Source organism: Parvimonas pharyngis, from assembly GCF_046569675.1.
Lineage (GTDB): Bacteria > Bacillota > Clostridia > Tissierellales > Peptoniphilaceae > Parvimonas.
Genome location: NZ_JBKICJ010000001.1, coordinates 240,393 through 262,628 on the forward strand (window position 1 = coordinate 240,393; position 22,236 = coordinate 262,628).

At 25.5% G+C, this 22,236-nt stretch carries 20 protein-coding genes; all 20 read left to right on the plus strand.

What is annotated here, in order from left to right; genetic code table 11:
• Positions 1 to 4: 4 nt before the first annotated feature.
• A complete protein-coding gene (gene rnc / locus ACLGL0_RS01150; RefSeq protein ID WP_233055575.1) occupies positions 5 to 721 on the plus strand; it encodes a ribonuclease III in 717 nt (238 codons plus the stop codon).
• Positions 714 to 1,793 carry an elongator complex protein 3 gene (locus tag ACLGL0_RS01155; protein WP_411013312.1) on the plus strand — a complete coding sequence of 360 codons (1,080 nt, stop codon included), beginning with the start codon at positions 714 to 716 and terminating at the stop codon, positions 1,791 to 1,793. The genes rnc and ACLGL0_RS01155 overlap by 8 nt, the downstream gene beginning before the upstream one ends.
• Positions 1,783 to 5,319, plus strand: coding sequence for a chromosome segregation protein SMC (gene smc, locus ACLGL0_RS01160; RefSeq protein WP_411013313.1), 3,537 nt, complete (start codon positions 1,783 to 1,785; stop codon positions 5,317 to 5,319). Before ACLGL0_RS01155 ends, smc begins: the two co-directional genes overlap by 11 nt.
• Before the next feature lies 1 nt (position 5,320).
• Positions 5,321 to 6,301, plus strand: a complete 981-nt coding sequence (gene ftsY / locus ACLGL0_RS01165) for a signal recognition particle-docking protein FtsY (protein WP_314557593.1) — start codon at positions 5,321 to 5,323, stop codon at positions 6,299 to 6,301.
• Positions 6,302 to 6,435: 134 nt separating this feature from the next.
• On the plus strand, positions 6,436 to 6,789 hold the full coding sequence (gene ylxM, locus ACLGL0_RS01170) for a YlxM family DNA-binding protein (protein WP_314557594.1): 354 nt from the start codon (positions 6,436 to 6,438) through the stop codon (positions 6,787 to 6,789).
• A gap of 12 nt (positions 6,790 to 6,801) precedes the next feature.
• The gene (gene ffh, locus ACLGL0_RS01175; protein ID WP_411013314.1) at positions 6,802 to 8,145 is read left to right on the plus strand and encodes a signal recognition particle protein; all 1,344 of its coding nucleotides are present in this window, start codon (positions 6,802 to 6,804) and stop codon (positions 8,143 to 8,145) included.
• Between the two features lie 17 nt (positions 8,146 to 8,162).
• Positions 8,163 to 8,417: a 30S ribosomal protein S16 gene (rpsP, locus tag ACLGL0_RS01180; protein WP_041953914.1), complete on the plus strand. Its 255-nt coding sequence runs from the start codon at positions 8,163 to 8,165 to the stop codon at positions 8,415 to 8,417.
• 11 nt (positions 8,418 to 8,428) lie between these two features.
• Positions 8,429 to 8,656 (plus strand): KH domain-containing protein, encoded by a 228-nt coding sequence (locus ACLGL0_RS01185; RefSeq protein ID WP_313962597.1) that lies wholly within the window; start codon positions 8,429 to 8,431, stop codon positions 8,654 to 8,656.
• A 4-nt stretch (positions 8,657 to 8,660) separates the two neighbouring features.
• Positions 8,661 to 9,161, plus strand: coding sequence for a ribosome maturation factor RimM (gene rimM / locus ACLGL0_RS01190; protein WP_411013315.1), 501 nt, complete (start codon positions 8,661 to 8,663; stop codon positions 9,159 to 9,161).
• Positions 9,154 to 9,846 carry a tRNA (guanosine(37)-N1)-methyltransferase TrmD gene (gene trmD, locus ACLGL0_RS01195; RefSeq protein WP_314557597.1) on the plus strand — a complete coding sequence of 231 codons (693 nt, stop codon included), beginning with the start codon at positions 9,154 to 9,156 and terminating at the stop codon, positions 9,844 to 9,846. Before rimM ends, trmD begins: the two co-directional genes overlap by 8 nt.
• A 57-nt stretch (positions 9,847 to 9,903) precedes the next feature.
• Positions 9,904 to 10,251: a 50S ribosomal protein L19 gene (gene rplS / locus ACLGL0_RS01200; protein ID WP_233055584.1), complete on the plus strand. Its 348-nt coding sequence runs from the start codon at positions 9,904 to 9,906 to the stop codon at positions 10,249 to 10,251.
• Positions 10,252 to 10,305: 54 nt separating this feature from the next.
• Positions 10,306 to 11,592 carry a replication-associated recombination protein A gene (locus ACLGL0_RS01205; protein ID WP_314557598.1) on the plus strand — a complete coding sequence of 429 codons (1,287 nt, stop codon included), beginning with the start codon at positions 10,306 to 10,308 and terminating at the stop codon, positions 11,590 to 11,592.
• Position 11,593: 1 nt separating this feature from the next.
• The gene (asnS, locus tag ACLGL0_RS01210) at positions 11,594 to 12,979 is read left to right on the plus strand and encodes an asparagine--tRNA ligase (RefSeq protein ID WP_411013316.1); all 1,386 of its coding nucleotides are present in this window, start codon (positions 11,594 to 11,596) and stop codon (positions 12,977 to 12,979) included.
• A 164-nt stretch (positions 12,980 to 13,143) separates the two neighbouring features.
• The gene (locus tag ACLGL0_RS01215; protein WP_411013317.1) at positions 13,144 to 13,749 is read left to right on the plus strand and encodes a helix-hairpin-helix domain-containing protein; all 606 of its coding nucleotides are present in this window, start codon (positions 13,144 to 13,146) and stop codon (positions 13,747 to 13,749) included.
• Positions 13,750 to 13,758: 9 nt separating this feature from the next.
• Positions 13,759 to 14,814 carry a selenide, water dikinase SelD gene (gene selD, locus ACLGL0_RS01220; protein WP_411013318.1) on the plus strand — a complete coding sequence of 352 codons (1,056 nt, stop codon included), beginning with the start codon at positions 13,759 to 13,761 and terminating at the stop codon, positions 14,812 to 14,814.
• A gap of 11 nt (positions 14,815 to 14,825) precedes the next feature.
• Positions 14,826 to 16,214, plus strand: a complete 1,389-nt coding sequence (gene selA, locus ACLGL0_RS01225) for an L-seryl-tRNA(Sec) selenium transferase (RefSeq protein ID WP_411013319.1) — start codon at positions 14,826 to 14,828, stop codon at positions 16,212 to 16,214.
• A gap of 1 nt (position 16,215) precedes the next feature.
• Entirely contained in the window at positions 16,216 to 18,120 is a 1,905-nt protein-coding gene (gene selB / locus ACLGL0_RS01230; RefSeq protein ID WP_411013320.1) for a selenocysteine-specific translation elongation factor, read from the plus strand.
• A gap of 10 nt (positions 18,121 to 18,130) precedes the next feature.
• On the plus strand, positions 18,131 to 18,814 hold the full coding sequence (locus ACLGL0_RS01235) for a response regulator transcription factor (protein WP_411013321.1): 684 nt from the start codon (positions 18,131 to 18,133) through the stop codon (positions 18,812 to 18,814).
• A gap of 19 nt (positions 18,815 to 18,833) precedes the next feature.
• Positions 18,834 to 19,853, plus strand: coding sequence for a phenylalanine--tRNA ligase subunit alpha (gene pheS / locus ACLGL0_RS01240; protein WP_411013322.1), 1,020 nt, complete (start codon positions 18,834 to 18,836; stop codon positions 19,851 to 19,853).
• Positions 19,854 to 19,863: 10 nt separating this feature from the next.
• Positions 19,864 to 22,230 (plus strand): phenylalanine--tRNA ligase subunit beta, encoded by a 2,367-nt coding sequence (gene pheT / locus ACLGL0_RS01245; protein ID WP_411013323.1) that lies wholly within the window; start codon positions 19,864 to 19,866, stop codon positions 22,228 to 22,230.
• Positions 22,231 to 22,236 lie beyond the last annotated feature (6 nt).

The following is a 22,236-nucleotide window of genomic DNA, read 5'->3' on the forward strand; positions in this document are numbered from 1 at the left end:
TTCAATGATTACTAAAGAAAGAATAAAATTACTAGAAGAGTTAATGGGAGTGCTCGGATATCAATTTAAGGATTTAGAATTATTGAATTTGGCATTTGTTCATAGATCTTATTTAAATGAATATAAGGACGTTAAAATCTCAAATGAGAGGCTTGAATTTTTAGGAGACGTAGTTTTAGGATTTGTTGTTAGTGTAGAATTATACAGTCAATTTCCTGATTCGGATGAGGGGTATTTAACAAAAATAAGAAGTAAAATTGTATGTGAAGAATCTTTTTCATATGCCGCTAGGATTTTCAATTTAGGAAAATATCTTCTACTAGGTAAAGGTGAAGATAGTTTTGGTGGAAGAGATAGAAATAGTATATTAGCAGATACATTTGAAGCGCTTTTTGGAGCATTATATCTTGACGGAGGTATGGAAATTGTAACTGAAATTGCAAATAAATTTTTCTTTGACACTGTAGTTTATAGAATCAACAAAAATATTTTTATAAAAGATTATAAAAGTTATTTACAAGAATATTTTCACAAAGGGTCTTCAACTAAAATATTATACACATTAATCGCTGAAAGAGGACCAGATCATGATAAAGAATTTGATATGTGTGTAAGTATTGATGATATTATATCCGGATATGGAACTGGAAAAAATAAAAAGCAGGCAGAACAACAGGCTGCTAGAGATGCTTTATTAAAAGCAGGAGCTATAAGTGAATAAATGTAACATTATACCAATTTTTGTTCCACATATGGGATGTCCTCATGACTGTATTTTTTGTAATCAAAGAAAAATAACGGATTTTGTTGATGTTCTAGATGAAAAAGAAATGAGAAAAAATATAGAAAAATATATCCAATATTTTAAAAATAAGTCAATTCCAATAGAAATTGCTTTTTATGGAGGAAGTTTTACTGGAATACATAAAAACTTGATGATTCGATATTTAGAAATAGCTAAATATTATATAGATAGAGGAATAATTAATTCAATCAGAATATCTACTAGACCTGATTATATAAATAAAGAAATTCTAGAAGTTTTAAAACAATACAATGTTAACACGATTGAATTAGGTGTTCAATCTATGACTAAGTGTACTTTAGATTTAAATAATAGAGGTCATAATGTAGACTGTGTATATGAATCATCTTCATTAATAAAGAAATATGATATTAAATTAGGTTTACAAATGATGGTAGGTCTTTATGGAGATACATTTGAAACAGTGCTTAACACTGCAATTGAGTTGTGTAAAATTAAACCTAATTTTGTAAGAGTTTATCCTACACTTACCATTAAAGATACAGAATTGGAAAGACTTTATTATTTAAAAAAATATAAACCAATGAGTCTTGAAGATTCTATTTATTTGTGTAAATATGTTTATATTGTATTTGAATATTATAAAATACCAATTATAAGACTTGGATTACAAAGTAGTGATAATATTTCAGAAGATGGTGATATAGTTGCGGGACCATATCATCCAGCGTTTCGTGAATTAGTTGAATCATCAATTTATAAAGATATAATAGAAAAATTTATTTGTTTATATAACATAAAAAATACATGTAAAATTGAGTGTTATAATAGTGAAATTTCTAAAATTACTGGAAATAAAAAATCAAATGTAAAATATTTTAAAGAAAAGTATAATATTAATATAGATATAAAAACACATAATTTAGATAAGAAGATTTTAAAAATTAATGATAACATAGTAAATATTAATGATTATATAGATTATTTTTTTAATAATATTATTTTAAGGAGAATTAATGAGACTTAAAAGTATTGAAATAAATGGTTTTAAATCATTTGCTGATAAGATTAAACTTGATTTTGAGACAAATATTACTGCTATTATTGGACCAAATGGAAGCGGAAAAAGTAATGTTGCTGATGCTGTTAGATGGGTTTTAGGTGAACAAAGCGCTAAGACTTTAAGGGGAAGTAAAATGGAAGATGTTATTTTTTCCGGAACAGATCATAAAATCAAAAAAAATTACTCCGCTGTTAGTATAACTTTTGATAACTCTGATAATATTATTCCAATAGATTTTAAAGAGGTAACAATAGCTAGAAAATTATATAGATCTGGAGAAAGTGATTATTTTATAAACAAATCTAATGTTAGATTAAAAGAAGTTCGAGAATTATTCTTAGATACTGGAATTGGTAGGGAAGGTTATTCTATTATAGGTCAAGGGCGTATAGAAGAAATTATCAATGGGAAATCAGAAGATAGGCGTGCAATTTTTGAAGAAGCTTCTGGTATATCTAAGATTAAATATCAGAAAAATGAGTCTCAAAAAAAATTATTCAAAGCTAAGGATAATTTAACAAGACTTAGAGATATAATAATTCAAAATGAAAATAGATACACTTTTTTAAAGGGGCAATCAATAAAAGCAAAAACTGGTATAACTTTATTACAAAATATTGAAAAAGCTGAATTTTCTATATCATATAAAGATTATAATAATTTAAATAGTAATTTTAATAAATACACAGAAACTTTAAAAATTAGTAAAGAGGAATTTTCTGATATTAGTAAAGAATTAGATGATGTAAAAATAAAAATAGCTCCTCTTAAAGAAGAACTTAATAATATAACTAATTTAGTAGAAAAAGATACAGCCGAGTTAAATAAAATTACTAGTCAAAAGAATGATAGTGTGAATAAAAAAAATATTTTAAACGAAAGAAATAAGTTTATAAAATTAAATAACGAACAATCTTTAGATATAAAAGAAGAGTATATATCTAATTTAGAAAAAATCAATTCAGAAATTGATGAAATAGATACTAAAATTTATGAAAAATCAGAAAATTTAAATATTCTTACGAAAGATAAGAATAATTTAAAAGATATGTTATCTAATAAAATAAAAGAACTAGAGTTTAAAACAAATATTTTAGAAAATTTACTCATAGAAAAAGAAAATATTGAAAATAGTATAAATGACTTAGAAACAGAAAAAAAAGCTAGTGAGTTAATTTCTTATTCAATAAAGAAGAAAATAGAAGAAAATATTGAGGAAACAAAAAAATTAAATGTTGAAAAACAAGAACTTGATAACTTAGTATATAAAAATAAGGTACTTTTAGATTCATATTTAAAAGAACAAGATAATTTAAATTTAAATATAAACAAATATACTATAAGTATAAATGAATTAGAAGAAGAAATTAAGAAACTTAAAAGTAAAAATTCTATTATTAATAATGAGATTACATTAAAAAATAAAGAAATTTTGATGTTAAAACATTACATCAGAAATTATGAAGGTTATAGTAAATCAATACAAGATTTATTTAGACTTTGTGAAAAAGAGAAATACATAAAAAAAATGATATGTGGAACTCTTGGTGACTTAATATCTGTAGAAGATAAATATAAAAAGGCAATAGACACTGTTCTTTCTTCAAATTTACAAGGAGTTGTTATTCATAATGATTTAGAAGCTAAAAAAATTATTGAAAAAATAAAAGAAAATAAAATAGGTAGAATTAATTTTTTTCCAATCTCAAAAATTTTATTTAAAAAAGAATTTAATAATCTTAAAGATAATGATATACTTTCATTTGCAAATACCGTAATTACTTGTAATGAAGATATTAGAAATATAATTGATTATTTTTTAGCAAATACTATAATATGTGAGAATTTAGATATTGCCATTAAGTTGTCAACAAAATATAAGAATAAATATAGAATTGTAACGTTAGATGGTGATGTTATTAATAGTTGGGGTTCTATTTCTGGTGGATATAAATCAAATAAAAATTCTTTTTCATTAATAGGAAGAAAAAAACAATTAGATGATGCTCAATATGAAATAAATTGTTTAGAAATTTCATTAAAAGAAAATACTAAAAAAATAGATACTTTGGTAAATAACTTAGAAAAAAATAGAGAAAAATTATTATTAATAAATTCTGATAAAGAAAGTATTAATTCAAAAATAGATGATGTTCAAAAAATAATATATAAAAACGAAATTGATATTTCAAATATTTTAAATAGAATTGAAGAGATTAATAGTTATAATGAAAATCATCAAGTTTTTAACTCTGAAAAAGAAAATGAATTACAATTATTGACTAATAATTCTATAATTTTAAATGATAATATAAATTTAGTAAATTTAGAAATGAGTGATATAAAAAATAAAATTTCTGAGTTAGAAAAGAAACAAATTTTAATTTTAAATAATCTTGATACTGTGGAAAGAGATTTAAATATATTGAATAATTCAAAAAGTATTTTATTAGAGAATAAAGTTTCAATAGAGAGAAAATTAATTTTAAAAGAAAATGAATTAGAATCTTCTAACAGTCAATTAATTACTAATTTATCTGAAATTGAACTAATAGAAAGTTTGATTATTGAATTTGACAGTAAAATAAATGAATTAACTAATTCTATTAATTATAATACTAATTTAAAGAAAGAATTAATACTTAGAAACGAGGATATTTCAAAGAAATACACAGAGTTAAATGAGAAATATATAATTTTAGAAAAAGATATAGAGAAATATGAACTTAGACTTTCAAATTTAAAAGACCAATTTACAAATTTATTAAATAGGCTCTGTGAGGAGTATTCTTTAACTTATGAAAGTTGCGAAAAAAAAATGGAATTATATAAAAATGAATGCTTCTCTAAGGACGAACTAAAAAAATTAAAAGAAGATTTAAGAGAATTAGGTTCTTTTAGTTATGATTCTATTGAAGAATTTGAAAAAGTTAAAAATGAATTAGAATTTCAAAAAAATCAAGAAATAGATTTACAAAACTCTATTGATGATATAAATAAAATTATCTTAAAACTTGAAAATACAATGAAGAAAACTTTCATTACTGAATTTAAGAATATTAATGAGAATTTTTCAAGTATTTTTAAAATTTTATTTAACGGTGGTGAAGCAAGACTTGAACTTGATAGTGATGATATATTAAATTGTGGAATAGATATAGTGGCAAAACCAGTTGGTAAAAAAATGCAGACTTTATCATTAATGTCTGGTGGAGAGAAAGCATTAACTGCCGTAGCATTACTTTTTGCAATATTTGAAACACGACCATCTCCATTTTGTATTCTTGATGAGGTTGATGCAGCTTTGGATGATTCAAATATTCTTAGATATGTAGAATATTTAAAAAATTATCTTACACAAACTCAATTTATTATGATAACTCATAGAAAGCCAACAATGGAAATGGCTGATATGATTTATGGTGTAACTATGGAACAAAAAGGAGTTAGTAAAATTGTTTCTATGACTTTTAATAAGGAGAATAAATAATATGTTTAATTTTTTTGGAAAGAAAAATGAAGAAACACAGACTAAAGAAACAACAGATAAAAAACAGAACTTTTTTGAAAGATTAAAATCTGGATTAGCAAATACTAGAAATAACTTATCTAGTAAGATTGATAATTTACTTTCTATGTCTTCAAAAATTGATGAAGAGTTATTTGAGGAATTGGAATATATTTTAGTTTCAGCTGATATAGGAGCCACAGTTACAATGGAACTAATTGATGATTTAAAAGATATTGTAAAAAACGAAAAAATTAAAGAACCTTCACTAATAAAAGACAAATTAATAGAACTAATGAATTTTAAATTAAATGAAAAAGAATTAAATCATAATTTTAATATTACAGATGGTATCCCAACTATTATACTAGTTGTTGGAGTAAATGGAGTTGGAAAAACAACTTCTATTGGTAAATTAGCAAATAAATTTAAGGCACAAGGTAAAAATGTAATGTTAGTTGCTGCTGATACATTTAGAGCAGCTGCAACAGAACAACTTACAGAATGGGCTAATAGATCTAATGTTCCAATTATTTCAAATGAAGAAGGAGCAGATCCGGCATCTGTAGTTTATGATGGAATTCAAAGCGCCAAGAGTAAAAATATTGACGTTTTAATATGTGATACTGCTGGTAGACTTCATAACAAAAAGAATTTAATGAATGAATTAAATAAAATTACTAGAATAATTGATAGAGAATTTCCTGAAGCAAACAAAGAAGTAACCTTAGTTTTAGATGCTACTACAGGTCAAAATGCAATTGTACAAGCAAAAGAATTTAGAGATACTGCAAATATAGATAGTGTTATTTTAACAAAGTTGGATGGTACTGCAAAGGGTGGAGTAGTATTTACAATACAATTAGAAATGGGAATACCTGTTAAACAAATTGGTATAGGAGAAAGAATAGATGACTTACAAGATTATAATGATCGAGATTTTGTAAATGCTATTTTTAGATAATTTAAAAATTAACGTTTATTTTAACGTTAATTTTTTTTTTTTTTTGAAAAAATTAAAAAAACTATTGACAAATCTTTATTTAATGGTATAATATTAAGGTCAAGAAAAAAACTTGACCCATTTAAGAGGTGATTATGGAAAAAATAGTTGAAATTGCCGTTCTATTTGATTATTATGGTAAACTACTTAGCGACAAACAGTATAATGTTGTCGATCAGCACTGTAATGAAGATTTATCACTTAGAGAAATTGCTGAAATAAATGGAATTTCTAAACAAGGTATATCAGATATTTTAAGTAGAGCAGAAAAAAAATTGAGATTCTATGAAGAAGAATTAAAATTGATTTCTAAATTTGAAAAAATCAATAAAAATTTAAAAGAAATTAACCAATTAATTGAAAATTCAAATGAAGATAATTCTACTTTAATTAATATTCTAGATATTATTCAAAAAAAAAATAAAGAAATAATTGAAAATGACTTATAGGAAGTGGTAGGAATGATATTCGAGAATTTATCTGAAAAGCTTCAAGGAGCGTTAAGTAAACTAAGAGGTAAGGGTAAACTTTCTGAAAAAGACGTTGATCTTGCTATGAGAGAAGTTAAACTTGCACTTTTAGAATCTGATGTAAATTTCAAAGTAGTTAAACAATTTATAAGTAATGTAAAAGAACGTTCAATTGGTAAAGAAGTTATGGAGAGCTTAACTCCAGCACAACAAGTTATAAAAATTGTTAATGAAGAACTTACGGCACTTATGGGAAAAAAGGAAGAGAAGATTCAAATAGATTCTAATCCTCCAACTGTTATTATGCTTTGTGGTTTACAAGGGGCCGGAAAAACTACTCATGCAGGAAAACTTGCGAGACATTTTTTAAAACAAAATAAAAAGCCTCTTCTTGTTGCATGTGATGTATACAGACCTGCAGCAATAAAACAATTGCAAGTTGTAGGAAAATCAGTAGATGTTCCTGTTTTTACAATAGAAGATTGTAAAGATGTTACAAAAATAGCAAATGAATCAATAAAATTTGCTAATTCAAATTCTAAAGATATAGTTATATTAGATACTGCTGGAAGATTACATATTGATGATGTATTAATGGATGAATTAAAATCCATTAAATCATCTGTTAACCCAATTGAAATTCTATTAGTAGTAGATTCTATGACAGGTCAGGATGCAGTTAATGTAGCAGAAAGTTTTAATAATGAACTAGACATTACTGGCGTTATAATGACAAAATTAGACGGAGATGCGAGAGGTGGAGCAGCCCTATCAATTAAAGCAATAACTGGTAAGCCAATTAAATTTATAGGTGTAGGTGAAAAGCTTGATGATTTAGAGCAATTTTATCCTGATAGAATGGCATCAAGAATTTTAGGAATGGGAGATATTTTATCTGTCATTGATAAAGTTCAAAAACAATTTGATTTAAAACAAACTAAAGAACTTGAAGAAAAAATAAGAAAACAAAGTTTTACTTTAGATGATTTTTTGAATCAGATGCAACAAGTTAGAAATATGGGTCCATTACAAGACTTGTTATCTATGATGCCAGGTGTTAATTCAAAAATGCTAAAAGATATTAATATCGATGAGAAAGAACTTGATAAAATAGAAGCTATGATTTTATCGATGACAAAAAAAGAAAGAGAAAATCCAGATATAATTGATAATTCTAGAAAGCAAAGAATTATAAAAGGTTCTGGAACGAGTATTACAAATCTTAATAAGTTATTAAAACAATTTAAAGATAGTAAAAAAATGATGAAAAAAATGCAAGAAATGACTAAAGGAGCTAAGAAAAAAGGAAAATTTGGTTTACCTTTTTTTAAATAAATTTTAAGGAGGACAATATGGCAGTTAAAATCAGATTAAAAAGAATGGGTTCAAAGAAAAAACCATTTTATAGAATAGTTGTTGCTGATTCAAGAGCACCTAGAGATGGTAAATTTATCGAGGAAATTGGATACTATAATCCATTAACAGAATCTAAAGAAATTAAAGTAGATGCTGAAAAAGTTAATACTTGGATTAAGAATGGTGCTAAACCAACTGATACTGTAAATAGATTATTTAAAAATAATAATATATATTCTGAAAATAAATAAGGAAAGTATATATGAAAGAATTAGTTGAATTTATGGTAAAGTCTTTAGTAGATAATCCAGATAATTTAGTTATAACAACTGAAGAAGATGGAGATTTAGTGAAGATTTTTATTAAGGCAGATGAAAATGATATTGGAAAAATTATAGGTAAACAAGGGAAAATTGCTAAAGCTATAAGAACAATTGTTAGATCTTCTGCAATGAAGTTAGGTAAAAAGGTAATCGTAGAAATTAATTAGTATTATGGAATTTATTGAAGTTGCAAAAATCATAAATGTTCATGGAATAAAAGGTACTGTAAAAATTTACTCATTAACATCAGATATTAATAGATTTAATGCTAACTGTAAGTTTTATATTGATAAAAATAATGAAGTTACTATTAAGTCTGTTCGGAAATTAACTTCTGAATTAGCTTTGCTAACATTTAATGAATATGATAATATAAACCAAGTACTGGAATTTAAAAATAAAGGACTTTTTATTGAGGAGTCCGATTTGTTAGAGCTTCCAGATGATGAGTTTTATATTTATAAATTAATTGGAATAAATGTTTTTGATCAAAATGGAAATTTTATAGGTCAAATTAAAGATGTATTAACAACTTTAGCAAATGATGTTTATGATATTGAGTATAAAGGTAAAAGCATATATATTCCAGCAGTTAAAGAGTTTGTCAAAGAAGTTGATTTAGATAAATCTATAATGAAGGTAAATATAATAGATGGTATTTTAAATGACTAAAATTACAATTTTAACATTATTCCCAGATTTTATTAATTCAATAAAGAATTATGGAGTTTTAGGAAAAGCTATAGAAAAAGGAATTTTTGAACTAGAAGTTTTAAATATTAGAGATTTTTCTAAAGACAAACATAATAAAGTTGATGATGAAATCTATGGTGGTGGAGCTGGTATGTTGATGGCTGTTCAACCAGTTTTTGATGCTATAAATTTTAGTAAAACTGAAGCTTCAAAAGTTATATTTCTTTCTCCACAAGGAGAAGTTTTAACTCAAAGAAAATGTAAAGAATTATCCAATATTGAACACTTAATACTATTATGTGGACATTATGAAGGGATTGATTCAAGAGTTATAAATAATTATGTTGATGAAGAAATCTCTGTCGGCGATTATGTTGTTACAGGAGGAGAAATTCCTGCATTACTACTAATGGATGCCGTTTGTAGAATGATAGATGGTGTATTAGGAAATTCAGAGAGTGCAATTTCAGATTCACATTATAATAATTTATTACAGTATGATGTTTTTACAAGGCCTAGAAATTTTAATGGTTTAGAAGTTCCGGATGTTTTACTTAGCGGTAATCATAAAGAAATTGAAAAGTGGAGAATAGAATCTTCAATTAAGAATACGAAAGAAAAAAGACCTGACTTATATGAAAAGTATATTTTAAAAAATAAATAGGATGTTCCTCTGGTTTATAGAAATAAATTAAGAACATTGATACTAGGAGGAATTGTTGTGGATATAATAAAACAAATTGAAAATGAACAATTAAGACAAGAAAAATTTGATTTTAATGTTGGGGATACTGTTGTTATCGGATATAAAATCAAAGAAGGAAATAGAGAAAGAGTTCAAGCTTTTGAAGGAACAGTAATTAAGATTCAAGGAAAAGGATCAAGAGCTACTTTTACAGTAAGAAGAGTATTACAAGGAGTTGGAGTTGAAAGAACATTCCCAATTCACTCTCCAAGAATTGAAAGCTTAAAAGTAATTAGACGTGGTAAAGTTAGACGTGCTAAATTATTCTACTTAAGAGATAGAGTGGGTAAAGCTTCAAAAGTAAAAGAATTAAAGAAATATTAAAAAAAATTAGTACCTCGTTTTTCGAGGTACTAATTTTATAGAAAAGAGGAAAATATGGATTTATTCAAAGTGAATTACAATTTATTTTCTAAGTTGTCAAAACCATTAGCTGAGAGAATGAGACCTAAAGACTTAAATTTTTTTGTAGGTCAAGATAATATAATTAAAAATAATTCTGTTCTAAAAAACATGATAAAAAATAATAAATACTCATCCATGATATTATATGGACCACCTGGTTCTGGTAAAACTTCTCTTGCCAACATAATATCAAGTAATAGTGATAATTTTTTTGTTAAAATTTCTGCAGTAACATCAGGGGCAAAAGAAATTAAAGAAATTGTTGAACTTGCAAAAGATAACTTATCAATGTATAATAAAAGAACTATATTATTTATAGATGAAATTCATAGATTTAATAAACTACAACAGGATTTTTTACTTGAATATGTTGAAAATGGCGATATAATATTTATTGGTGCTACAACTGAAAATCCTGCATACGAAGTAAATAGTGCTTTGTTATCAAGAGTAGTTGTTTTTGAACTGAAAGCTTTAAGTTTTGAAAATTTAAAAAATATAATTGATAATGCTATTTTAAATGATGAAATAATCAAAACTCAAAAAATAAGTTATACTGAAGATGGTATACAATACTTGATAAAATTATCAAATGGAGACGCAAGATCAGCTTTAAATTATCTAGAACTAATAGTAGATAATATAGAATCAGATGAAAAAATTATTTCAGAAAATTTAATAAAAACAATTTTTGATAAGGTAAAAATATACTATGATAAGAATTCAGATAAACATTATAACTTTATTTCAGCTTTTATAAAGTCTATGAGAATTGGAGATCCAGATGCTGTAATATATTATCTAGCATCAATGTTAATATCTGGTGAAGATATTAACTTTATAGCAAGAAGAATGATTATTTTTGCATCTGAAGATATTGGAAATGCAAATCCAAATGCATTAGTTTTAGCAAATTCATGTGCTGAGTCTGTTAGAAAAATAGGTATGCCTGAGGCTAGAATCATTTTATCACAATGTGCGATTTATTTAGCTTGTAGTGATAAAAGTAATACTTCATATTTAGCTATAAATAGAGCAATGAAATTTGTTAAAGAAAACGGATTGGAAGAAGTCCCTGATTTTTTAAAAAACTCAATAACTATTTCAAAACCGAAAGAGGAATACAAATACCCTCATGATTTTGAAGATATGATTACAGGTCAAGAGTACTTGCCAGAAAAAATTAAGGATTTTAAATTTTATAATCCTAAAAATATTGGATATGAAAAGAATTTTTATGATAAATTGGAGGATAAATAATATGTTTCTATTAAAAGATATTTTTATAAACGAAGATAATTTTATTGATACAGAAGTAGAAGTTGCAGGTTGGATAAAAAATAGTCGTTTTAACAATAATATAGGTTTTATTGAGCTAAATGATGGTACTACATTTAAAAGTATACAAATTGTAGTAGAGTCAAAATTAGGTAATTTTCAAGCTGTTTCAAAGTTATTATTACCATCTGCTATCATTGTTAAAGGTAAAGTAGTTAAAAGTTTAGGTGGAAAGCAAAATATTGAAATCAATGCCTCAGAAATTATTATTGAAGGAGAGTCTACAGATAAATATCCACTTCAAAAGAAAAGACATACTTTTGAATTTTTAAGGACAATTCAACATTTGAGACCTAGAACAAATACATTTAATGCTGTTTTTAGAGTAAGATCAATTTTAAGTTATGCTATTCATAAATTCTTCTTTGAAAAAGGTTTTGTTTATGCTCACACTCCAATTATTACTTCTAGTGATGCCGAAGGAGCTGGAGAAATGTTTAGGGTTACAAGTTTAGATATTAACAATTTACCTAGAACTAAAAGTGGAGAAGTAGATTTTACACAAGATTTTTTCTCAAAATCAGCTAATTTAACTGTAAGTGGACAATTAGAGGGTGAAGCTTTTGCTATGGCATTTAGAAATATATATACTTTTGGTCCAACATTTAGAGCTGAAAATTCTAACACAACAAGACATGCTGCCGAGTTTTGGATGATTGAGCCAGAAATAGCATTTGCAGATTTAACAGATGTAATTAACTTATCGGAAGAAATGGTAAAATATATAATAAAATTTGTTCTAGAAAATGCTCCTGATGAAATGAAATTCTTTAATGATTTTATAGATAATGAATTGATCGAAAGATTAAATTCAGTTGTACACTCAAAATTCAAAGTTATGACTTATACTGAAGCGATTAACATATTACAATCTTCAAATGAAAATTTCAAATATCCTGTTGAATGGGGAGTAGATTTGAAAACAGAACACGAAAGATATATTTGTGAAAAAGTTGTAAAAGGACCTGTTTTTTTAACTGATTATCCTAAAGAAATAAAAGCTTTTTATATGAGACTTAATGATGATAATAAGACTGTTGCAGCAACAGACATGCTAGTTCCTGGAATAGGCGAATTAATTGGTGGAAGCCAAAGAGAAGAAAGATTAGAAGTATTAGAACAAAAAATGAAAGAATCAAATATGAGTATTGAAGATTATTCTTGGTATTTAGATTTAAGAAGATTTGGCGGTACTAAGCATGGTGGTTATGGATTAGGATTTGAAAGAATGCTTATGTATTTAACAGGAATGCAAAATATTAGAGATGTATTACCTTTCCCAAGAACTGTAGGTTTATGTGAGTTTTAAATTACTAAATTATTTAATGAGATGTTTTTTACATCTCATTTTTTATATATTAAATTATTTTAATATATTTAGTTTATTTTTATAATATTAGATTTTTTTGTAATAATATGGTATAATTAAGCTGTATCTTTATTTCGTAAATGCAATAATTGAGGTGTATTATTATGAAGAATAAAAAAGACATAATTTTGATTGCTAGTTTATTTTTGGGATTATCAGGATTTGGATTTGGTTATAAATTTTTTGCTTCAAAAAATTATAATAAAGAAGCTATACACTCAACTAAATTTGAGAATAAAACTAAAAATGATGATGAGTCAATTGAAAAAAGTAATACGAGTTTAGAAATTTATATACATATTGATGGAGAAGTCAATAATCCAGGATTATATAAACTGTTTAACGGAGATAGAATTGATGATGCAATTCGTGCAGCTGGTGGATTAACTGCTGATGCAGATAAATCAAAAATTAATTTAGCTATTAAATTAAAAGATGAAATGAAAATACATATCTATAAAAAAGGTGAATCACATGCTGAATCTATTAATAATTTAAATAATTCTAATTCTAATAATAAGTTAGTAAATATAAATACAGCAAGTATAGAAGAACTTTGTAAATTACCAGGAATAGGCGAAAACAAAGCTAAACTTATAGTTGAATATAGGGAAAAACATAAATTTGTAAAAATTGAAGATATAACAAAAGTTTCGGGAATTGGAAAGAAAACTTTTGAAAAAATAAAAAATGAGATTACAGTAGAATAGGAGATTATAATGAAAAATATTGATTTAAAAGATATAAAATTAACATCATACGCAAAAACGTCTGGATGAGCCGCTAAAGTCGGTCCAGATATTCTGGACGAGGTTTTATCTGGTTTAGATAATAGAACTTCTATAAGTAAAGATTTACTGGTTGGAATTGAAACTTCTGATGATGCTGCAGTATATAGAATTAATGATGAACTAGCTTTAATTGAAACGCTAGACTTTTTTACTCCAATTGTAGATGATCCTTTTACTTTTGGGAAAATAGCTGCTACTAATTCTCTATCAGATGTTTATGCTATGGGAGGAGAACCAACTATGGCTATGAATATAGTATGTTTTCCAAATTGTTTACCACCAAAAGTATTAACAGAAATACTTAGAGGCGGATTAGAAAAAATGAAAGAAGCAGAATGTTTACTTATAGGGGGACATACTGTACAAGATGATGAGCCAAAATATGGATTAAGTGTTTCTGGTTTTGTTCATCCTAAAAAGGTTTGGAAAAATTCATCCGCTAAAGTAGGTGATGTTCTAATTATTACTAAACCTATTGGGCTTGGTGTTATTAATACAGCTATAAAAGGTGGTATAGCAACAAACGAAGAAATAGCAGATGCAACTCACACAATGGAAACTCTAAATAAATATGCAAAAAGGGCAGTAGAAAATAATACAATAAATTCATGTACTGATATAACAGGATTTGGTTTAATGGGACACTGTTACGAAATGGCAAAGGGATCAAATACAACATTTGAACTAGATAGTTCTAAAATGCCTATTTTAAAAGGTGCTTTAGATTATGCAAATATGGGATTAATTCCTAAAGGATGCTATGATAATAAAAAATTTGTTGGAAATAACTATATTTTAGAAAATGAAATCGATGAATCTTTACTAAATGTAATGTTTAATCCAGAAACTTCAGGTGGGTTACTTATAACTGTTCCTGAAAATGAAGTAGAAGATATATTAGAAAAATTGAAGGAAATCCCTACTAGATTTGCAGTAATAGGAAGAGTAGTAGAAAAAACTGAAAAATATTTGACTATTAAATAATGGAGATATTTATGAATTTGTACAAAATGATACCTAAAGTTGATCAACTTTTAGAAAATGATGTAATTAATAAACTATTAAAAAACAATTCTAAAAATTTAGTTATGGAGTCTATTCATGAAGAACTAGATAATATTAGAAATAAAATTTCAAGTGGATATGATGAAAATTCAATAACTAATTATATTAAAAATTTAGTAAGTAGTATTGAAAATAATGTATATAATAAAAATATATTAAATTTAAGAAAAGTAATTAATGCTTCCGGTGTTGTTATTCATACAAATCTAGGAAGATCTGTTTTAAATGAAGAAATATTTGAAAATATTAAAAATGTATCAATTGGATACTCAAATCTTGAATATGATTTAGAAAAAGGTGAACGAGGCTCTAGATATTCTCATTTAACAAATATTATTAAGAAAATTACTGGAGCAGAAGACTGCATTGTTGTAAACAATAATGCTGCGGCTGTAATGTTAATTTTATCTACAATGGCAAAAGGAAAGAATGTAATTACTAGTAGAAGCGAATTAGTTGAAATAGGTGGATCATTTAGAATTCCTGATGTATGTAGAGAAAGTGGAGCTGAACTTAAAGAGATTGGAACTACAAATAAAACACATCTTAGTGATTATGAAAATGCGATAGATGAAAATACATCAGCATTCTTTAAAGTTCATCAAAGCAATTTTAAAATCTTAGGCTTTACTGAATCGGTATCTTCTTTTGAGTTAAATGAATTGAAAGAAAAATATAATATTCCAATAATAGAAGATTTAGGTTCAGGAGTTTTAATAGATTTATCTAAATATGGGTTATGTCATGAACCTACAGTTCAAGAATGCATCAAAAATGGGGTAGATATTGTAAGTTTTAGTGGTGATAAACTTCTAGGTGGAGTACAGGCTGGTATTATTGTTGGAAAAAAAGAATATATTCAAAAAATGAAAAAGAACCAGTTAACAAGAGCATTAAGAGTAGATAAATTTACTCTTTCTGCACTAGAATCTGTGTTTTCTTACTATATTGATGAAGAAGTTGCGGTATCAAAGATACCCACTTTAAATATGCTAACTATAAGTATAGAAAAACTTAATGAAAAAGCAGAAAAACTAATTGAATATATTAGTAAAAGTTCAGAATTTGAATTTGAGATTATTAATATTAATTCAGAAGTTGGTGCAGGTTCACTACCAACTCAAAAATTACCTTCAAAAGCAATAAAAATAATATCTAAATCTTATACAGAAAATGAATTGGAACAAATACTAAGAGGTTATAAAATTCCAATTATTGCTAGAATTTATAAAGGTAACTTAATTTTAGATGTTAGAACAATTTTTGAGAATGAATTTTATATAATTAAAGAAGCAATTGAATCTTTAATAGGAGAATAGTATGGATAATAAAAAAAATATTATCGTTGGAACTGCCGGTCATATTGATCATGGAAAAACAACATTAATTAAAGCAATAACTGGCAGAAATACTGATAGACTAAAAGAAGAACAAAGTAGGGGAATATCAATCGAGCTAGGTTTTACTCATTTTGACTTAAATGATGATTTGAGGGTTGGAATTATTGATGTTCCTGGACATGAAAAATTTATAAAAAATATGCTTTCTGGTGTTTGTGGTATGGATATTATCATATTAGTAGTAGCTGCTGATGAAGGAATCATGGCACAAACAAAAGAACATTTAGATATTTTAAATTTAATCGGAATAAAGAATGGTATAATCGCGTTAACAAAGTGTGATTTAGTAGATAAAGATTGGATTGAACTTGTTAAATTGGATATTTCTGACGAAGTTAAAGGAACTTTCTTAGAAGATGCAAGAATAATTGAAATATCCTCAACTGAAAAAACAGGTATTGATATATTAAAAAACGAAATAATTAGAATTGTTGATACTTTACCCGAAAAAGATTTAAATTCAAATCCAAGACTATATGTAGATAGATCTTTTTCAATTACTGGATTTGGTACTGTAGTTACAGGAACCTTAATTTCAGGAACTTTAAAAATAGATGATGAACTTTTAATTTATCCTGAAAACAAATTAACAAAAGTTAGAAATCTACAAGTTCATGATAGTAATGTTAATGCAGCTTTTGCAGGACAACGTGTTGCTATAAATTTAGCAAATGTAAAAAAAGAAGACGTCCCAAAAGGCTCTGTATTGGTTCCAAATAATACTTTTACTGAAAGTAGTATTATAGATATTAAATTGAAAACTGTAAATTTGCCTTTTGCAATAACTAATAGAACTAGATTTCATCTATATATAGGATCAAATGAGGTTTTATGTAGAGCAATTTTATTAGAAGACGAGGAATTAGAATCTAATAAAGAATATATAATTCAATTAAGATTAGAAGAACCAATAATCAGTAAAAGAAATGATAAGTTCATCCTTAGACTTTTTTCTCCTCTATATACTATAGGTGGAGGGTATATTATTGACTCTAACGCTACTAAGAAAAAAAGATATAATTCTAATGATATTGATAAAATTAAACAACTTGATAATTGTTCTTTTAAAGAGTATATTTATCATTATATAGATAGATTTAGTAATAATTTTTACTCCGAAAAAAATTATTATAGTTTATTTTCTGATTCTTCTGAAAATATCACAAATCTTATTAATGATTTAATTTCAGAAAAAGAAGTTATTTCTTTTGGAAATGGTCCGGATAGATTAATAATTTCTAAAAATTTTATGAATAATTTAATTAATAAAATTACTTTATTTATTGAAGAATTTCACAAGAAATTTCCAAAAAGAATAGGTGTATCTAAAGAAACTTTGAAATCTAAATTTTTTGATACACTAAATGGTAAAATAAAAAATGAATTTATAAACTATTTAATCTCTGATAAATTTAATGTATCTGATGAATATGTTTCTTTATTAGATTTTAAAGTTTCACTTGATGACTTAGATTATAAAAGAATAGAATCTATAAAGAATACATTCAATTCTGATAAGTTTTCTATAATCAATTTTGAAGATTTCAAAATTGATATATCTATAGAACACTTTAAAGAATTAATTTTATATTTGATAAGTAATAAAGAGGTAATAAAATTAGACTCTGGTTATATGCTAAAAATAAACTATGATTTAGCTGTAAATATGATAAAAGAATTTATTGTAAATAATGGATCAATTTCCGTTTCAGATGCTAGAGACTTACTTAATTCAAACAGAAAATCAACAATGGAATTACTTGAATTCTTAGATAAAGAAAAAATAACTTTAAGAAAAGATAACGAGAGAATATTAGTAAAATAGGAGTTGTTTTATGAAATTAAAAATATTAATGGCTTTACCTATTGATTCACAAATTAAGGACTTGATGTACTCAATGTTAGAAGATGAAAATTATGAAATTACAACGGCCAATAATATTGAAGATACTATAATTTTGGCTGATCAGAAAAATTTTGACATTATAATCATGGATATGAATTTTAAAGATGGTACTGGGTTAGATTTGAAAAGAAAATTAAATGAATTTTGTGATGTACCAACAATTATAACAACAACATTAAAAGATGATATGCAAAAAATTTTAATTTTTGAGTATGGCGCTGATGATTACTTAATTTATCCATTTAATATTCTTGAATTAAAAGCAAGGATTCGTGCAATAATGAGAAGATTTGGTCAAAGAAGAACAGATATAGATAATTTAATATTTGCTGATGATCTAGAGTTTAATATTGTTGGAAGGACAGTAAAGCTAAAAGGTGAGGAAGTAGATTTAACTGGAAAAGAGTTCGATATTTTGTATATAATGGCTATTAACCCAGAAAAAATATTTAGTAGAGAAGATATAGCGAAAATAGTTTGGAAAGAAGAACATGTTAGCGACTATAGAAAAATAGATGTTCATGTCAGAAGATTACGTGAAAAAATTAATAAAGGTGATGTAACATATATTCAAACTAAATGGGGAGAAGGCTACTATTATAAAAAAATATAATCTTAAATAGGAGAAAGACATGAGAGAATTAATTAGTAATTTAAAAGAAAAAATTTTAAGTGAAATAAAAGATTCTGATAAAAATACATTAGAAGAAATTAGAATAAAATATTTGGGTAAAAAAGGTGAATTTACTAGTATTTTAAGAAATATGGCAAATGTTTCAAAAGAAGAAAGACCAAAAATCGGGGAACTTATTAATCAAACAAAAACAGAAATTGAAAATAAAATTAATGATAAAATAGAATTATTCAATAAAAAAGAACTTGAAAAAAGAATTAAACAAGAAACTATAGATGTAACAATCAACAAAAAATTTATAGATATGGGTCATAGACATCCTCTTAACCAAACAATGGAAGAGCTTGAGAACTTTTTTATTTCTATGGGTTTTTCCGTTATTGATGGACCAGAAATTGAAACGGTAGAAAATAATTTTGATAAATTAAACTCTCCTATGGATCACCCTTCAAGAGAGATGTCAGATACATTTTATATTGATAAAGATTTGTTATTAAGAACTCACACTTCACCTGTTCAAATTAGAACTATGTTATCAACAAAACCACCTATTAAAATGGTTTCTGCCGGAAGAACATTTAGATTTGATGAGGTAGATGATACTCATTCTCCAATGTTTCATCAAATTGAAGGACTTGTAGTAGGTGAAAATATAAATATGAGCAATTTGATTGAAACACTTAATACTTTTATTAAAGAATTTTTTGGGGAAGATATGCAAACTAGATATAGACCTCATTATTTCCCATTTACTGAACCTAGCGCTGAAGTAGATGTATCTTGCTTTAATTGTAAAGGTAAAGGATGTAAAGTATGTAATGGAACCGGTTGGAGTATGGAATTACTAGGATGTGGAATGGTTCACCCTAATGTATTAGAAGCATGTGGAATTGATTCTAAAAAATATTCTGGATTTGCTTTTGGTATGGGAATTGATAGAATTACAATGGTTAAACATAAAATTAATAATATTAGACTATTATATGATAATGATAAAAGATTTTTAGAACAATTTTAAGGGGGATTATATGTTATTACCAATTAACTGGGCAAAAGAATATATTGATATAGATAATGATATTATGGATATATGTGATAAAGTTACTTTAACAGGATCTCATGTTGAATCTATTGCAAAACTAGGTACAAATATAAGTAATATTGTTGTAGGTAGAATTATTGATATTTATAGACATGAAAACTCTAATAAACTATGGATTACGAAAGTTGATATTGGAGATGAAATTGTACAAATTGTAACTGCTGCTCAAAATTTAAAACAATTTGATTATGTTCCTGTTGCAAAGGTAAACTCAACACTAGCAGATAATACAAAAATTAAAGAAGCGAAATTAGCAGGAGAACTTTCTCAAGGAATGTTCTGTAGCTATAAAGAATTAGGTTATCCTGACTCAGTAATCCCTAAAGAATATAAAGATGGAGTATTAAGAATTTTTGATGATAATTTAATTTTAGGCTCTGATATTAGAGAAGTTTTAGACTTAAATGATACTGTTGTTGAATTTGAAATTACTCCTAATAGACCCGATTGCTTATCTATTGTTGGTATGGCAAGAGAAATAGCTGCTAGTTTTAATAAGAAATTAAATAAAATCAACTTTAAAAATTTAACAGAACTTATTAATAATAATAAAATTAGTATTAATATAAAAAACGAAAATTGTCAAAGATATTCAGCTAGTATAATAAAAAATGTAACAATTGAAGAATCAAATAGAAAGATTCAAAATTATTTATTAAACTCAGGTATTAGACCAATTAATAATATAGTAGATTTAACAAATTTTTTAATGCTTGAATTAGGCCAACCTCTTCATGCGTTTGACTTAGATAAATTAGAAGGAAATATTACAATAAGAAATGCTTTTGAAGGAGAAAAAGTTGTTACTTTAGATGACGTTGAAAGAGTGCTTTCCTGTGATGATATGCTTATTTGTGATGATGCAAAACCTATAGCAATAGCTGGTGTAATGGGGCTAAAAAATTCTGAAATAGATTCTAATACAAAAAACATACTAATTGAGTCTGCTTATTTTACAAAAAAATCAATCAAATCTACTTCAAAAAAATTAGGTTTAAAATCTGAAGCTTCAATTAGATATGAAAAAGGTTTAACATCTGAACATACTTTGAATGTACTATCTAGATTTTTATATTTACTTGAAAAATATGTTAAATGCGAAATTCAATCTGTATCTGATGTAAAAAATGGATTAAATAATGAAACAATTATTGAATTTGATCCGATTTTAGTAAATAGATTATTAGGAGTCGAAATAGATAATTCAGAGATTATTAATTACTTAAATTTATTAGAAATTAAAACTGAAGAAAAGAATAATATCATTATTTGTAATATACCTTATTTTAGAACAGATTTGTCAATTAAAGAAGATATAGTTGAAGAAATAGGTAGACTATATGGCTTTTCTAACCTTAATCCTACGCCCATTTTAGCGCCAAATACAATAGGTAGAAAAAGTAAGAAGAGAGTTTTTGAAGATAAAGTAAAAAGTATTTTATTAAATTTAGGATTATATGAAATTACTACTTATTCATTTATTGGTGGAAATATAATTTCTAAGTCAAAAATGGATATTAATAATACAGTTAAAATTTTAAACCCATTAGGCGAAGAATTTAGCATAATGAGAAAGTCTCTACTACCAAATATTTTTGACGTTTTATCAAAAAATTTAAATTATAAAAATGAAGATTTACTAATTTATGAATTAGGCAATACTTTTCATGTAATTAATGGTGAAAAAGTTCCATTAGAAATGAAAAAAATTGTTATTGGTTCTTACGGAAAATATGATTTTTACTATATTAAAGATATAATATTTAATTTATTCAATAGTTTAAATATTAAAAATTTTGAATTTATAAAGAATAGTACAATAGAATATTTTCACCCTGGAGTTTGTGCAGATATATTTGTAGATGGTGAAAAAATTGGAGAAATAGGTCAAGTTTCATATGAAGTTTGCAAGAATTTTTCAATCAAAAAAAATATTTTTGCTTGCGAAATTGATATAGAAAAGCTAAGAGAAAAATCAAGTTTAATAAAAATTTATGAACCTTTAATTAAATATCCCGCAGTTAAAAGAGATTTGGCCATAATAGTTGATAAAACAACTGATAGTGGAACTATTGAGAAAATAATCAGAAATAATTCAAATGATTTATTAAAAAATGTTGAACTTTTTGATATCTATACAGGAAATCAAATTGATGAAGGAAAAAAATCAATGGCATATAAATTAACTTTCCAATCTAAGGATAAAACTCTAGTTGATGAAGATATAAATAGTATAATTGATTGTATGCTTAAAGATTTAAAAGACAAATTAGGTGCTTATTTAAGATTTTAATTAGGA